The following is a 13,635-nucleotide window of genomic DNA, read 5'->3' as shown; positions in this document are numbered from 1 at the left end:
AAGACTCCTGATGAAAAGCGTGAACTCGTTAACCAAAACGAGGAGTCACATTGACAAGGGGCCGGTGTGCATTACCGGCTGACCATGGGTCGACGGCTAAGAAATCTAGCATCGCCAACTCCATTGATACACTAACGGGACAAGAGTTCACTGAACAACGTAATTAGTTTAACGCAACGGGTCCCAGGCGCTACCTGGGTACCTTCCAGCCGCACTCAGCCCCTGCTACATAGATAGCGACGAGCGCAAAACGACAAAAGGCGCGCCCCTGATAACAGGCGACGCGCCTTGGCGCAGTGATCGACGAAAGCGTCACACGCGAACGCCTGACGGCGTTGAATTAACGCTGGCGCGACACCTCGGCACCCGCCCCATCGGATGTCCGAGAAGACGACATCCAAGCCTCGTTCGTACCACCGGCCTGCTGGTTCAAGTACGCTTGCAGAAGACGCGCCTGTTCATCGTCGCTACGTGACGCCTGACGTGGAGAGTCGGAAAAGAGCGACGCGTCCATGCTGGCTTCCATAGCGCCACCGGGCCCCGAAGGCGCGAGGCTGGGAAATACCGGATTCGCCCCAGACGAGGTCAAGAACCCGGTACTGTCACCGCCGAAACTTGCGAGCCTGGCACCGACCGCGCCCCCTGAGGGCGCGCTTTGCAGCGATGCTGGCTGCACGCTTGCACCGCCTTCGCCGGAAGAGGCGTTACCGCTAGCGAACTCGGCGCCTTCACCGCTGATACCGCTCGGCGAATTGGCGTTATATACCTGAACGCCGGTGATGACCATCAACGACACCGCAGCCGCAATGGCGGCACTTCCTGCAAAGGAAAACGGCACCGCACGACGCGAGCCGGAGGTCGTCGCTTCCTGCACCCCGGGCTCATCAGCCAAGCGTGCCATTACACCGGCGGAAAGATCCGCACTGACATCCACACCACGATCACGCTGCATCATGCTGCGCGCCAAGTGATAACGCCGCCATGTTTCGGCGTCTTCAGGGGCGTCTTGCAACGACCTCATGACACGGCGTACCTCAAGCTCGTCGCCCTCGTTATCCATCAGTGCGGACAAGGACTCTCGCACGTTCTGATTCATACCTACACCCTCACATTCGAGAAGACGAATGCCCATCGTCTACTGGGCGCTACGCAGCGTTTCACGTGTGGCAACACCTTTTCTTGATATCTTGCACGAGCGCCTTGCCCACCTGACGCGGTAGCGCCCACTCATTCCACTGGTACCCGTTGAGACGTCAAAGGCGCCGGACAGTTCAATTTTGCATGCGTCGAGCGACACTTTTTTATCACCCGCCTTGATCACTCGACCGTGGCATCGGCTTGACGCGGTGCGTTGAGCATCGGCTCGATGGCTTTATCCACCGCTTCACGCGCCCTGAAGATGCGCGAGCGCACCGTACCCACCGGACACTGCATGATATTGGCGATATCTTCATAGGCGAGACCGTCCATCTCGCGCAAGGTAATCGCGGTCCGTAGATCTTCCGGCAGGTTCTCGATGGCCTCGAACACCACCGCCTCGAGCTGATCGCGCTGCATGGCGGCTTCAGGGGTCTCAATATCGGAAAGACGACCGCTATGATCGAGCACCTCGGCATCCGCGATATCCATGTCGCTGCCCGGCGGTCGTCGCCCGCGAGAAACGAGATGATTCTTGGCGGTGTTGATGGCGATGCGATACATCCACGTATAAAAGGCACTATCGGAGCGAAACTTGCTCAAGGCGCGATACGCCTTGATGAAGGCTTCTTGAGCGACATCCTGCACCTCGGCGGGATCATTCACATAACGCCCAATCAAGCCGAGAATCTTGTGCTGGTACTTTTTGACCAGAAGATCGAAAGCCCGGGTGTCTCCCTTCTGGGCACGCTCGACGAGCTGGTGGTCGGTTTCCCTAGTGCCCATTCATTTCTCCCCCATGCCGGAGGCACTATAAAGCGAAGCGCCGACAACGGCGCCAGCGCAGGAAGATCGTATCTGCTGTGTGGTCATCATGTTCCAGTCGAGCCCACGGGGCGCTGAATAATCAAAGTAATAGACGAAATTGGGCGAAGACCTAGGGTCATGTGGCCGATCCACTTGCTTAACTTAAGTAGTGCCTAGTGTTCCTTTTTCTGCCCGCCCCATCAAGACGATAAAGCGGCGGATGCGCTGATGGCATCCGAGCATTGACCGCCATCATGGCGAGAAGTTCGGCCATGACATTGATTTTCCCGGCGCCGACAAGCGATAGTAGCGCTTCTTTGCAAGCGAAACCGATGCCCTTCGCGACACATATCTACAGGTAGCGGAATGTCAGAACAGCAGGTCAATAACATTAACGTCCTTTCCCAGGACGTACTGGTCACACCCGAAGCGCTCAAGCGTGAAATTCCCCTTTCCGAGGAGGCGGAGCGCACGGTACTCGAAGGTCGCCGAACCGTTCAACGGATTCTCGACGGCGACGACCCGCGTCTCGTCGTCGTCATCGGCCCCTGCTCGATTCACGATGTGGACGCGGCACGCGATTATGCCCGCCGCCTGCGCCAGCTAGCCGACGAGGTGAGCGATAGCCTGTACGTCGTGATGCGCGTGTATTTCGAGAAGCCACGCACCACCGTCGGCTGGAAGGGGCTGATCAACGACCCGCACCTCGACGACACCTTCGACATTCAGGAAGGGCTGCGCACCGCCCGGCGCCTTCTGGTGGAACTCGCCGAAATGGGCCTACCACTGGCCACCGAGGCGCTCGATCCCATCTCGCCGCAGTATTTGCAAGATTGCATCAGTTGGTCGGCCATTGGAGCACGCACCACCGAGTCCCAGACACACCGCGAGATGGCGTCCGGCCTGTCGTCGCCGGTCGGTTTCAAGAACGGTACCGACGGCAGTCTCGATGTCGCCGTCAACGCGCTCAAGTCCGTTGCCCACCCGCACAATTTCCTGGGTATCGACCAAGGCGGACAGGTCGCCGTGATTCGCACGCGCGGCAACCCCTACGGCCATATCGTGCTGCGCGGCGGCAACGGCAAGCCCAATTACGACAGCGTCAGCGTTACCCTCGCCGACAAGGAACTGCGTAATGCAGGCGTGATACCGAACATCATGGTCGACTGCTCGCACGCCAATTCCAACAAGGATCCGTCCTTGCAACCCTTGGTGATGGATAACATCGCCAACCAGATCCTCGAGGGCAACACCTCTATCATGGGACTGATGGTCGAGTCGCACATCGGCTGGGGCAACCAGAAGATTCCCGAGGATCGCTCGCAGTTGCAGTACGGCGTTTCAATTACCGACGCCTGCATCGACTGGCCGACGACCGAAACGGCCATGCGTGAGATGAACGAGAAGCTGAAGCCGGTGCTGACCCAGCGCCAGCGCGGCGAGTAAGGCTCTCCCCACGACCCCGCTTCACTTGCGGGGTCAGCTCACTGACTATCGCTTGAGAGCTAGGCATTGCTCGAAACAGGCTGTCCGAACAGTGCCTAAGCCCTGTCTAAAAAGCGCCTTATTGCGCCATACCGTCTATTTCGCGCCGGAAAGGCGGCAAGGAATCGAGCAGCGCCCGTCCGTAACGGCGCGTCAGGACACGGCGGTCGAGTAATGTGATGCGTCCCTGATCGGCTTCCTTGCGAATCAATCGACCGCAGGCCTGGACCAGACGAATCGAGGCATCCGGCACCGAAATGCGCATGAACGGATTGCCGCCACGACTCTCGATCCACTCCGCCAGGGTCGCTCCCACCGGGTCATCGGGCACCGAGAACGGCAGGCGGGTGATCACCACATGAGTGAGATACTCACCCGGCAGATCGATCCCCTCGGCGAAACTCGCCAACCCAAAGATGATACTGCCCTCCCCGGCGTCGACACGCGCGCGATGGCGTTGCAGCAATTCACGCTTGGGCAGGTGATTCTGCGCTAGCACCCGCTGACGCACCGCTTCTGGCAACGCATCGAGTACGGCACGCATCTGCTTGCGTGACGAAAACAGCATGAGCACGGCTTCACGCTCGCCCAGCGCTTGGGTGAAATCGATTAGCGTACGCTCGTGGGCTTCGCGATTGCTGGGGTCGACGGCTTCCGGCGGCACGCTAAGCACCGCTCGCGAATAATCGAAAGGGCTGGGCAGGCGTTGATAGCGATAGCGATTGGCAAGCCCGGCGCGCTCTTGCAAACGCTCGAAGCGATTGAGCGCGGTCAGCGTCGCCGAGGTCACCACCGCGCCATAGCATGTGCCCCACAAATGCCGGGCCAAGGTCTCGGCGGCCGAGACGGGGCTTGCCGAAAACGTCAATTCCGCCTCGCCGGCGACACGCTCGAAGGTGAGCCAACGTGCTTGCGGTACACCATCCTCGGGGTCCGCCGTGGCCAACGCTTGCCACAAGGCATGCGCTTCCAGGGCACGGCCGTGCAGCAAAGCGATCAACGGCAGCCAGGCCTCGGCCTGTTCGCGCGGCAGCCCCGTGGCTTTTTCCGGATCGAGGCTCTCGCGCAGGATATCGGCCATGCTCTCGAGCGTACGCGACAACTCGGCGAAGGCCGTGACCATCGCCCCGGCCTGCTCGGAAAGCGCCTCGGGCACCCGCCCCATGGAGAAGCGGTGATGTACGGCGTCACTGGCTTCTTCAGGCAGCCCATGCTCCAACTCGGCGATACGATGCCCCATCGCGAACGCCTCGCCGAGGCGCGGCTCCAGCGCGGCGATGGCTTCAGGCAGGCTCCCTAACAAGCGAGCCAAGGTCGGCTGCACGGCCAGCGCGGTATTGAGCTCGGTCAGCGACTTCTTCAGCGTGCGCAGCCAGCGTAGCGTACCGTTGACCGGCAATCGGTGATAAAAGTGGTCGAGAGCCTTATCGGGCAGATGGTGCCCTTCATCGAAGACGTAGATGCACTCCTTGGGCGATGGCAATACCAACCCGCCCCCCAAGGAAAGATCCGCCAGCACCAGGTCGTGATTGGCCACGATGATATCGGCCTGATCGAGCCCACGGCGGGCACGAAAGAAGGCGCAGGCGCCGAAGTGACCACAGCGACGATTGGTGCACTGGCGATGATCGATGGTCAGGCGGCGCCAATCGGCATCGTCGATCCCCGTCGGCCAGCTATCGCGATCCCCTTCCCAGCGCCCTGCCGAGTAGGCCTCGGCCATCTCGTGCGCCAGGGCCTGGAAGTCGTCGCCGTCGCGGGACGTCATCGCCTCTTCGAAAAGCGACAGCGTGGGATTGTCTTCTCCACCTTCCAGGGCCTGATCGAGTCGCGCCACGCACAGGTAGCGCCCCCGGCCTTTGGCCAGGGCGTATTCGAAATCGAGGCCGCTATGCGCCTTGAGGGCCGGCAGATCGTGATGCAGTACCTGCTCTTGTAGCGCCACCGTGGCGGTGGAGATCACCAGGCGCTTACCGCGCGCCTGGGCGATGGGCAGCGCGGCAAGCAGATAGGCCAGCGTCTTGCCAGTGCCGGTCCCCGCTTCCAGCACGCAGACATGCTCGTTGGAGAGACGTCGCCCCGCGTCATCTGCCTCGATGCCACCCAAGGTCCGCGCGATCTCGGCGATCATCAGGCGCTGACCGTAACGCGGCGTCAGCTCGAGCCCCTCGAGCACCTGCCGGTAGGCCGCCTGAATGGTCGCCTTGAGCTCGGGATCGAGCGCCTGGGATGCCGTTTCCGCCAAGGGTTAGAGCAGCCCTTCGGGAGGATGCTGACAAGGCAGCTTGGCGTCGATGTAGGACTCGATTCCCGGCAGCGCAAACGCATCTTCTTCGCCGACGAAACTGATCGACACGCCCTCGGCACCGGCACGGCCCGTGCGGCCGATACGGTGAACGTAATCCTCGGGATCTTCCGGCAGGGTGTAATTCACCACATGGCTGACATCGTCGATATGAATGCCACGCCCTGCTACGTCGGTGGCGACCAGCACATCCACCTCGCCGTTGCGGAAACGATCGAGCGTTTCGATACGTGCCTTTTGGGGAACATCCCCGGAAAGCATCGCCACATTGATGCCGGCGTCACGCAAGCTCGAGTCGAGATTACGGACCAGATCACGGCGGTTACCGAACACGATTACGCGCTCCATGCTCTCTTGGTTGAGCAAGTTGATCAGTAGGCGTTGCTTGTCGCTGTCCCCCACCAGATAGACACGCTGATCGATGTTGGCGGCATTCTCGAGGCTGGCCTCGATCTCGACGTGCGTGGCGCCATGCGTCCACTGTCTGGCCAAGTTGAGAATGTCCGGACTGAACGTCGCCGAGAACAGGAAGGTCTGGCGCTCTTCGGACTTGGGCGTATGCTGGATGATGCGCTTGACGTCGGGGATGAAGCCCATTGACAGCATACGGTCCGCTTCATCGAGGACCAGCACCTCGGTTTGCGTCAAATCGACATCGCGCTTTTCGTGGAAGTCGAGCAGACGCCCCGGCGTCGCGACGAGCAGATCGAGCTTGCGCGACAACTGATCGCGCTGCTTCTGATAGTCCATGCCGCCGACGACGCTGGCCACATTGAGTGATGTGAAGCGCGCCAGTGCCTTGGCGTCTTTCTCGATCTGCAGCGCCAACTCACGTGTCGGCGCGACGATCAATGCACGCGGCGCCCCGGGTTTCTGGCCGTCGGGGGCTTTCTCTTCCAGGAAGTACGCCAGAATCGAAATCAGGAAAGCGGCGGTCTTGCCGGTCCCCGTCTGCGCCTTGCCGACCACATCGCCGCCTAGCAGCGTATGCGTCAAAGCTTCTGCCTGGATCGGCGTGCAGTATTCGAATCCCAGAGTGTGAATCGCGCGCATGAGCGGCACAGGGAGATCGAAATCGTGAAAACGCCACTTGCCCGCCACCGGCGTCACCTGGAACTGCTTGATGTCCCACTGGGACTGCGACCGACGCGGCTTGCGACGCCGACGCTTGGGCTTGCGGTTCTGGGCCGGTGCTGGGGTTTTATCCGACTCACTCATAGGCTTCTATGTCTGTCCATATTCGTACGCAAATGCATGAATCCAGCGCGCTTGTCCGCCTTTCCGGAGCGCGCCACGGCCATCGCGACAGCCAAGCTGGATCACGACGCAAGCGAGCATTGTATCAGTCATTGCCGAGCATCGCGCGGGCATCGCGCTCAAGCACGGATGTCGCCCGGCAACGCGACTGGTAGAATGATCCCCAAGTCAATACGACACAGGGTCACGACATGACACGCAGCAAAAAAACACGCTCGATCGCCAGCAAGGTGACGATTCGCACCGGGCGTCGCAAGGATTTCCGTAAATGGCGCCACGAGAACCCCGATCAGGTCAAATCGTCGCCGCGCTACGTGCAGAAGAAACGCCAGCAACGCAAACTGCAGGCCGCTCGTCGCCTGGCACGTCAACAGCAGGCGCCAACCCTCGATGTACATGGGACGCCGACACGCGACGACGACTCACGGGGTGATCGCTGATGCGCCTAGTCTCCTTCAACATCAACGGAATCCGCGCTCGCCTGCACCAGTTGGAGGCACTCATCAAGTCGCACCGTCCCGACATCATCGGTCTCCAGGAAACCAAAGTGCAGGACAGCGAGTTCCCGCGCGAAGCCGTCGAGGCACTCGGCTATCACGTCGCTTTTCACGGGCAGAAAGGCCATTACGGCGTCGCATTGCTCACCCGACAGCCTCCCGAGGCTGTGCATTACGGCCTGCCCGATGATGGCGAAGAGGCCCAGCGACGCTTGATAGGCGTCCGCGTCAGCTGTGACGACGGCGAGAGCATGACCGTGTACAACGGTTACTTCCCCCAGGGTGAAAATGTCGAACACCCCACCAAGTTTCCCAACAAACGCGATTTCTATGCCCGGCTCACGGCATTGCTGCAAGAGCGGCATACGCCCAGCGAACGGCTCGCGGTCATGGGGGACTTCAATATCTCGCCCGCCGACATCGACATCGGTATCGGCGAGTCCAACCGCAAGCGCTGGCTGCGCGAAGGCAAAACCAGTTTCCAACCCGTCGAGCGTGAATGGCTCACACGCCTTGCCGACTGGGGGCTGAGCGATTGCTACCGTCTGCGCTATCCCGAAGTCGACGATCGCTTCAGCTGGTTTGACTACCGTTCTCGGGGCTTCGAGCGCGAGCCCAAGCGCGGCTTGCGGATCGACTACATCATGGTCACCCCCACGCTGTGCGAGCGGGTGGAAGACGCAGGCATCGATTACGAACTACGCGGCATCCAGCGTCCTTCGGATCACGCCCCGGTATGGGCACAGCTAGCGTTGTAAGACCCATCAACGTCCGTATAACGCGGGGGCAATGCGTCATTGCGTATCGGAGGGCGCCTCGGGTGTCGTCTCATTGAGTGATGCGTCGACGTCGGGCGCTTTCCCGACACCCTCTTCGTCGAGCGATGCCAGCCATGCTTCGGCCTGCGAGGCACCGGCATCGCGCGCCGCTTCGAACGCCGCGCGCGCCGCTTCTTCATCCGACGACGCCAGTTGCGATACCCCTTCCAGCAACCAGGTTCGCGCGGGATCGGCCCCCTGCTCACGCGCCTGGCGCAGCGCTTCTATCGCCGTCGACCACTCACCCCAGCCATAGGCCAGCTCACCGAGCTGACGCCAGTCCTCGGCGGCTTGGGTCTCGTCGACCAGCGCGCGCCACGCCGACAACGCCTTTTGGTGCGCGCGCGCCGACGTCCAGGCCTCGGCCAGAAGACGCAGATGCTCGCGATCGCGTGGCAGCGTGCCCTTCTCGAATGCCGTTTCCAGATGCTCGGCAGCGCGCGCCGGGGTCCCGCCAGCCAGATGCAGCCGAATCAAACGCTCGAGGTCGTCCTTGCCCACGAGTACGCCCCGCCGCCAGCCGGCTTCCCATAATGCCGCTGCCAAACCAGGTTGCTGCATGCGCTGTGCCAGCGCCGCGGCACGTCGCCAGGCCTGGGGGTCGTCACTCTCACTTTGCAGCTGATCGTCGAGCAGTTCCAGCGCTGCGTCGTAACGCTCGGCGTGCTGATAAACGCTTGCCGCCAGGCGACGTCTTTCGGCATCCATGTCACCCGTACGCCGCGCACGGTCGACCCACTGCGCCGCCTGCGACCACTGTTTTTGCGTTGCCTTGGCATGCACCATCAGCCACAAGGTGTCGCGATCACCGCCATGACGCTCGATCCACTCGCCGAGCAATTCGGTGCCTTGCGCAGTCTGCCCCGCGCGCAGCCTCAAACGCGCCTCTTGATTGAGCCAGCGCCGGCGCGAATCGCTGCCCACACCGTCAATGCGCCGCGCTTGATAGAACAAGTCCGCAGCGGCGGCATCCCGTCCTCGCTGCGCCTCTCCGGTGGCCGCCAGTTGCAGAAACAAGGCACGCGCCCAGCGATCCGCCCGATTACCGCCTTGTAGCCGCGCAGCGGCCGCCTTGGCGTCCTCGATGGCGCTCTCGCTGGCGTTATCCTGCATGCGCTGCTGCAGTGACTCCAACGCCTGCACCATGTCCGGCGCCAGTGCCGGCCCGGCCGCACTGGCACTCGTGCTGGCCATTCCCAGGCCCAGACAGAGCATCGCTACACATCCCCAATGACGCCACTGCATGCGTTACCTCTTGAGACGAAATTCCAGCCGCTGACGCGCTTCACGCGGGTGATCGCTTCGCGGAAACTGCCAGTCGGCGACGGCCTTGAGCGCCGCACGTTCGAACATGCTACGCGGCTCGGCATCGGTGACGCGCAAGGAATCGCCATCGACCTGGCCATTGGGCAGGATCGTGAAGCTCACCTCCACGAATCCCTCGATACCTCGCCGCTGCGCCCGCGACGGATATTCCGGCGGCACGCGCTGGGTCGGCTGAGGTGAGCCGACTTGTTCAGCGTCCTGCTCGCTCGTTTCGCCGCTCGCCGAGGCTTCGGTGTCCGCGGCCTCATCGCTGTCGCCTTGCGACATCGCCTCCGAAGGTGGCGTTTCTTGTGCAGGCTCAGGGTCGGGCTGCGGTTCGGGAGCGGGCTGCGGTTCAGGCTCGGGCTCAGGCGTGGGCTCGATTTCCTCGAGCTCGGGCAACGACTCCTCCGGCACTTCCGGCGAGGGAGGCGCCGATGTTTCCGGCTCGGGCAACGTCAGCGCGCTATCACTCTGGCTCGCGGGCACTGGCGAGGGCGGCGGTGGCGGTGGCGTTTGAGTCGGTGGCGTCGGCGCATCCGGTGCAGCCGCTTCCGGCGCCGACGCCTCTTGTGCCTCAGGCGCCTCGACGCGTGATACCGACATCGGCTGCTCGACCGGTTCACGGTTATCTTCCGGCGGCGCCACCAGCAGGGCCAATAGGTAAAAAAGCCCCAACGCCATCAAGATGCCGCCTACAGCGCCTGCAATCGTCCTCATCCGTCGGCGCCTCGATCCGCCGCCACGGCGACGTTTTCAACGCCGGCATCGCGAATGGCATCCATGACTTCAATGAGAAGCCCGGTGGTCGATTGGCGGTCGGCCTGAATCACGACGCCACCTTCGTCGCTCACCAGACTGGCTACTTCATTGCCCACACGATGCGCATCCACCGGCTGTCCATCGACCCACACGGCGTCCTCGGCGGTGATCGCCACCATGACTTGCGCTTCGGGGCGTGCGGTCGCGGAGGACGACTCGGGGCGGTCGATTTCCACGCCACTCTCCTTGATGAAGCTGGTCGTCACGATGAAGAAGATCAACATGATGAAGACCACATCCAGCATCGGCGTGAGATTGATTTCCTGGGCGTCGTCATTGACGTCCTGTAGTCGACGCCTACGCATTGGCATCCTCCACGGCACGTGCCATGCGGTCATGTAGCCGCTGATCCTCGCGCCGAATCACGTGTTCAAGACGGGTGGTGAACAATAGTCCCACCACGGCGACCGCCATGCCGGTCAATGTCGGTAACGTCGCGCGGGCCACGCCATCGGCCATGGCCCGTGCCTGGTTGACGTCGGTCAAGGAGAGGCTATCGAAGACCTGGATCATCCCGGTGACCGTCCCCAACAACCCCAGCAGCGGGCAAAGCCCCACTAGTAGCTTGAGCCACGGCAGAGGGCGCCGCAGTTGACCGATGAGTTCCGACGTCCAGACCTCGCGCAGTGTCAACGCGCTCCAACTGGCGTGATCGTGGCGCGCGACCCAGCGCGCCACCAGTGCCCGACGACGACGGCTATGCACGAACTGCCAGTACAAGCCGCGCTCCAGCCCCATGGCGAAAAGTGCCATGGCAACCAGGGCAATCACCACCAGCACCGGACCACCGGCCTCGACCAGCCAGACGATGGGCTCAGCGAGCGTGGACATCGGCCTGCGTCCTCGTGTGCCCATGTGAGGCCTCGAGATGCTCGGCCAGCACGGCACTCGCCCGACCCTCGAGCGTGCCGAGCAATTCGCGGCTGCGACTGCTCAAGGCGGTATGCACGAATAGAAGCGGTACGGCGACGATAAGGCCCAACACAGTGGTCACCAACGCCTGGCTGATCCCGCCGGCCATGAGTTGCGGGTCGCCGGTGCCGAACACGGTGATCGCCTGGAAGGTGCCGATCATCCCGGTCACGGTCCCGAGTAGCCCCAGCAAGGGCGCAACGGCCGCCATGAGCTTGACCAAAGGCTGACCACGCTCGAGACGCGGCTTTTCGGCCAGCAACGCTTCATCGAGGCGTGCCTCCAACGCTTCTGGCGCATGATCGTGACCCAACGCCGCGAAGCGACCGAGCACCCGTCCCAGCGGGTTATCGCTGCGCAAGGCATCAGGCGTACGAAGCTGGCGACGCAGCCGCAGGCTGACCATCAGCAGATAGACGTATTGCGCCAGCGCGACCAACAGTCCCGCGAGACCCAGCACGACAATGACATAGCCAACCGCTCCGCCTTGCTGAAAACGCTCCCATAGGGAAGGTTGCTGCGCCAGGGCATCAAGCACATTGCCTTGAGTAGGGTCGAAGACAACGCGCTCCCCGCCGCCCTGCTGGAAGGATTGCAGTGCCTCGCGGGCCTCCTGAGGCGTATGCGACACCACTCGCAGCCCCGTCTCGCCCGCTTGATTGCCCGCATCACGTTTCAGAAGCTTGCCACCGCTGAAAGCGAGAAAGTCGCCCAAGCGCACCGCCTCACGCTGCTCGATATTACCTTCGGAATCGGCGATGGGCGCCTCGAAGCGCACGCCGCGCCCGGTCTCCGCTGTCAACGCGGCAAACGTCCTCCCCAAGTTTTCCAGTGTCTGGGTATCGATGATGGCGTCATCGTCGAGCCGTGCCGGCAGTGTCGTCTGCGTTCCCACGGTCAACCAGCTGTCGCCTAGCGCATCACGCAATTCGCCTATCTGCCCTTGCACCACATCGAAAACGCCATCGAGATCGCCCGCTTCATCGTGACGCCGCTGGTTGACGTCTTCGAGCGCTGCACGCTGACGCGTTTGCGTTGCCTCCAACTCGTCGCGCCGTTGACGCGCATCATCGCGTTCGGCCTCAGCTTTCTCCACCGCGTCGCGCAATGCAGTGCGGTCGTCCACCAGGGCGCTCAAGCGCTCACGGTCTCGCGCCTCGGCAGCTTCGCTATCCGTACGCAGACTTTCTAGCATTTGCTCAAGCGAGGGACTCGCATCGTCTTCCTGGGCCAACGCCGCTGGCACGAGGCCCGGCAGCGCTATCGTCAACATCAGCATCGGCGCCAACACCCGGGACCGCAGAGACTTCCATGTGCTCATGACGACTCCTCGTTATTGGCGGGAGAATTCGCCTCACCGGCCGATTGGGTCTCTACCGCTACCGAGACGGGGAGATCGAGCAATGCCGGTGCCCGCTGATCGCGCGCGATACGCAGGCCCTTGCGCAGTTCATCGAGCGCGTCGCCCTCGAGGGATTGCCATTCCTCGGCATCGGCACGCCAGACACCACCGGCGCGGCCGTCCGGCGTGGCGTAATAAAGCCCAATACGCCCTACGCGGAGATAGTCGACCTGACGGTCGTCATCGCCCACCAACGGCCCTTGCCAGGCATCCATCTCACGGCCGTAGTCGAGTTCCGTACGCCAGGCGGAGAGTACGCGATCGAGCTTGTCACCCGCGCTCATTTCGCTGTCATCGAGCATCGCATCGAGACTCTCGACGCGCGCCAGGCGCTCCTCGCGCAAGAAAGGTAAGTCCGCTTCGATCAGGGTGCGCAATTGCGCCACCATATCGCGCAATTGCCCCGGCAAGGCTTCACGCGTCACCGAGAGTTGATCGATGGCCTCGCGGCGCTTCTCGATCAAAGCCTGCTGCGCCTGATTACGGCGGGCAAGCTCGTCGTTGTAGCGCTCGAGGCGCGAGGCTTCGCGTCTGGCATCGCGCAAGCGCGTCAGCAATTCACGCGTTTCGTCGTCGGCCGCGTCTATCTTGTCCTGCAACGCCGCCTGTTCTTGCTGCGCCTGCACACTGGCATCTCGCAATGACGTCTGCTGCGCCCAGGCCGTTGCGGAAACGCCCATCAATAACGCCATACCGGCGCAAGCCGCACGCCGGCATGTCCGTGTTCGGCTTCGCGTGTCGTTAGGCACCACGCTTTCTCCCGTTGCTTGATCGTGTCGGTCGCCCACTAGCGCCGACGAAAGGACGGCTAGCACGCTAATACAAACAAGAACAATTATCAATCATGGACTATGAGAAAGAAAAACCGGCCACGTGAGCCGGTTTGAC

Annotated in this window: 13 protein-coding genes; 3 read left to right on the top strand and 10 right to left on the bottom strand. The window is 62.3% G+C overall.

Annotated elements, in window-relative coordinates:
- Nucleotides 1-340: 340 nt before the first annotated feature.
- Nucleotides 341-1,096, bottom strand: coding sequence for a sigma-E factor negative regulatory protein (locus KZO83_RS05380; protein ID WP_247620007.1), 756 nt, complete (start codon nucleotides 1,094-1,096; stop codon nucleotides 341-343).
- 221 nt (nucleotides 1,097-1,317) lie between these two features.
- Entirely contained in the window at nucleotides 1,318-1,923 is a 606-nt protein-coding gene (rpoE, locus tag KZO83_RS05375; protein ID WP_040243627.1) for an RNA polymerase sigma factor RpoE, read from the bottom strand.
- Between the two features lie 387 nt (nucleotides 1,924-2,310).
- Here rpoE and KZO83_RS05370 point away from each other — a divergent pair, with 387 nt between their 5' ends.
- Nucleotides 2,311-3,390: a 3-deoxy-7-phosphoheptulonate synthase gene (locus KZO83_RS05370; RefSeq protein WP_040243628.1), complete on the top strand. Its 1,080-nt coding sequence runs from the start codon at nucleotides 2,311-2,313 to the stop codon at nucleotides 3,388-3,390.
- A 118-nt stretch (nucleotides 3,391-3,508) separates the two neighbouring features.
- On the opposite strand, the gene dinG is transcribed toward KZO83_RS05370, so the two are convergent.
- Together dinG and KZO83_RS05360 are read right to left on the bottom strand one after the other, a co-directional pair.
- Nucleotides 3,509-5,674 carry an ATP-dependent DNA helicase DinG gene (gene dinG / locus KZO83_RS05365; protein ID WP_247620006.1) on the bottom strand — a complete coding sequence of 722 codons (2,166 nt, stop codon included), beginning with the start codon at nucleotides 5,672-5,674 and terminating at the stop codon, nucleotides 3,509-3,511.
- A gap of 3 nt (nucleotides 5,675-5,677) precedes the next feature.
- A complete protein-coding gene (locus KZO83_RS05360) occupies nucleotides 5,678-6,952 on the bottom strand; it encodes a DEAD/DEAH box helicase (RefSeq protein WP_247620005.1) in 1,275 nt (424 codons plus the stop codon).
- A 230-nt stretch (nucleotides 6,953-7,182) separates the two neighbouring features.
- Here KZO83_RS05360 and KZO83_RS05355 point away from each other — a divergent pair, with 230 nt between their 5' ends.
- Both KZO83_RS05355 and xthA read left to right on the top strand, forming a co-directional pair.
- The gene (locus tag KZO83_RS05355; protein ID WP_040243633.1) at nucleotides 7,183-7,431 is read left to right on the top strand and encodes a hypothetical protein; all 249 of its coding nucleotides are present in this window, start codon (nucleotides 7,183-7,185) and stop codon (nucleotides 7,429-7,431) included.
- Nucleotides 7,431-8,246 (top strand): exodeoxyribonuclease III, encoded by an 816-nt coding sequence (gene xthA, locus KZO83_RS05350; RefSeq protein WP_075370405.1) that lies wholly within the window; start codon nucleotides 7,431-7,433, stop codon nucleotides 8,244-8,246. Before KZO83_RS05355 ends, xthA begins: the two co-directional genes overlap by 1 nt.
- Nucleotides 8,247-8,282: 36 nt before the next feature.
- On the opposite strand, the gene KZO83_RS05345 is transcribed toward xthA, so the two are convergent.
- The 6 genes from KZO83_RS05345 to KZO83_RS05320 are packed head-to-tail and all read right to left on the bottom strand — an operon-like array spanning nucleotide 8,283 to nucleotide 13,439.
- Nucleotides 8,283-9,551, bottom strand: a complete 1,269-nt coding sequence (locus KZO83_RS05345) for a tetratricopeptide repeat protein (protein ID WP_247620004.1) — start codon at nucleotides 9,549-9,551, stop codon at nucleotides 8,283-8,285.
- A gap of 3 nt (nucleotides 9,552-9,554) precedes the next feature.
- Nucleotides 9,555-10,331, bottom strand: a complete 777-nt coding sequence (locus KZO83_RS05340; protein ID WP_247620003.1) for an energy transducer TonB — start codon at nucleotides 10,329-10,331, stop codon at nucleotides 9,555-9,557.
- A complete protein-coding gene (locus KZO83_RS05335; protein WP_040243640.1) occupies nucleotides 10,328-10,738 on the bottom strand; it encodes an ExbD/TolR family protein in 411 nt (136 codons plus the stop codon). Before KZO83_RS05335 ends, KZO83_RS05340 begins: the two co-directional genes overlap by 4 nt.
- Nucleotides 10,731-11,264, bottom strand: a complete 534-nt coding sequence (locus KZO83_RS05330; protein WP_040243642.1) for a MotA/TolQ/ExbB proton channel family protein — start codon at nucleotides 11,262-11,264, stop codon at nucleotides 10,731-10,733. Before KZO83_RS05330 ends, KZO83_RS05335 begins: the two co-directional genes overlap by 8 nt.
- Nucleotides 11,248-12,666, bottom strand: a complete 1,419-nt coding sequence (locus KZO83_RS05325) for a MotA/TolQ/ExbB proton channel family protein (RefSeq protein ID WP_247620002.1) — start codon at nucleotides 12,664-12,666, stop codon at nucleotides 11,248-11,250. Before KZO83_RS05325 ends, KZO83_RS05330 begins: the two co-directional genes overlap by 17 nt.
- The gene (locus KZO83_RS05320) at nucleotides 12,663-13,439 is read right to left on the bottom strand and encodes a DUF3450 domain-containing protein (protein WP_272493577.1); all 777 of its coding nucleotides are present in this window, start codon (nucleotides 13,437-13,439) and stop codon (nucleotides 12,663-12,665) included. Before KZO83_RS05320 ends, KZO83_RS05325 begins: the two co-directional genes overlap by 4 nt.
- Nucleotides 13,440-13,635 lie beyond the last annotated feature (196 nt).

This window comes from Chromohalobacter moromii, from assembly GCF_023091865.1.
Lineage (GTDB): Bacteria > Pseudomonadota > Gammaproteobacteria > Pseudomonadales > Halomonadaceae > Chromohalobacter > Chromohalobacter moromii.
The sequence above is the reverse complement of the archived record's forward strand: the minus strand, read 5'-3'. Positions and strand labels throughout refer to the sequence as shown.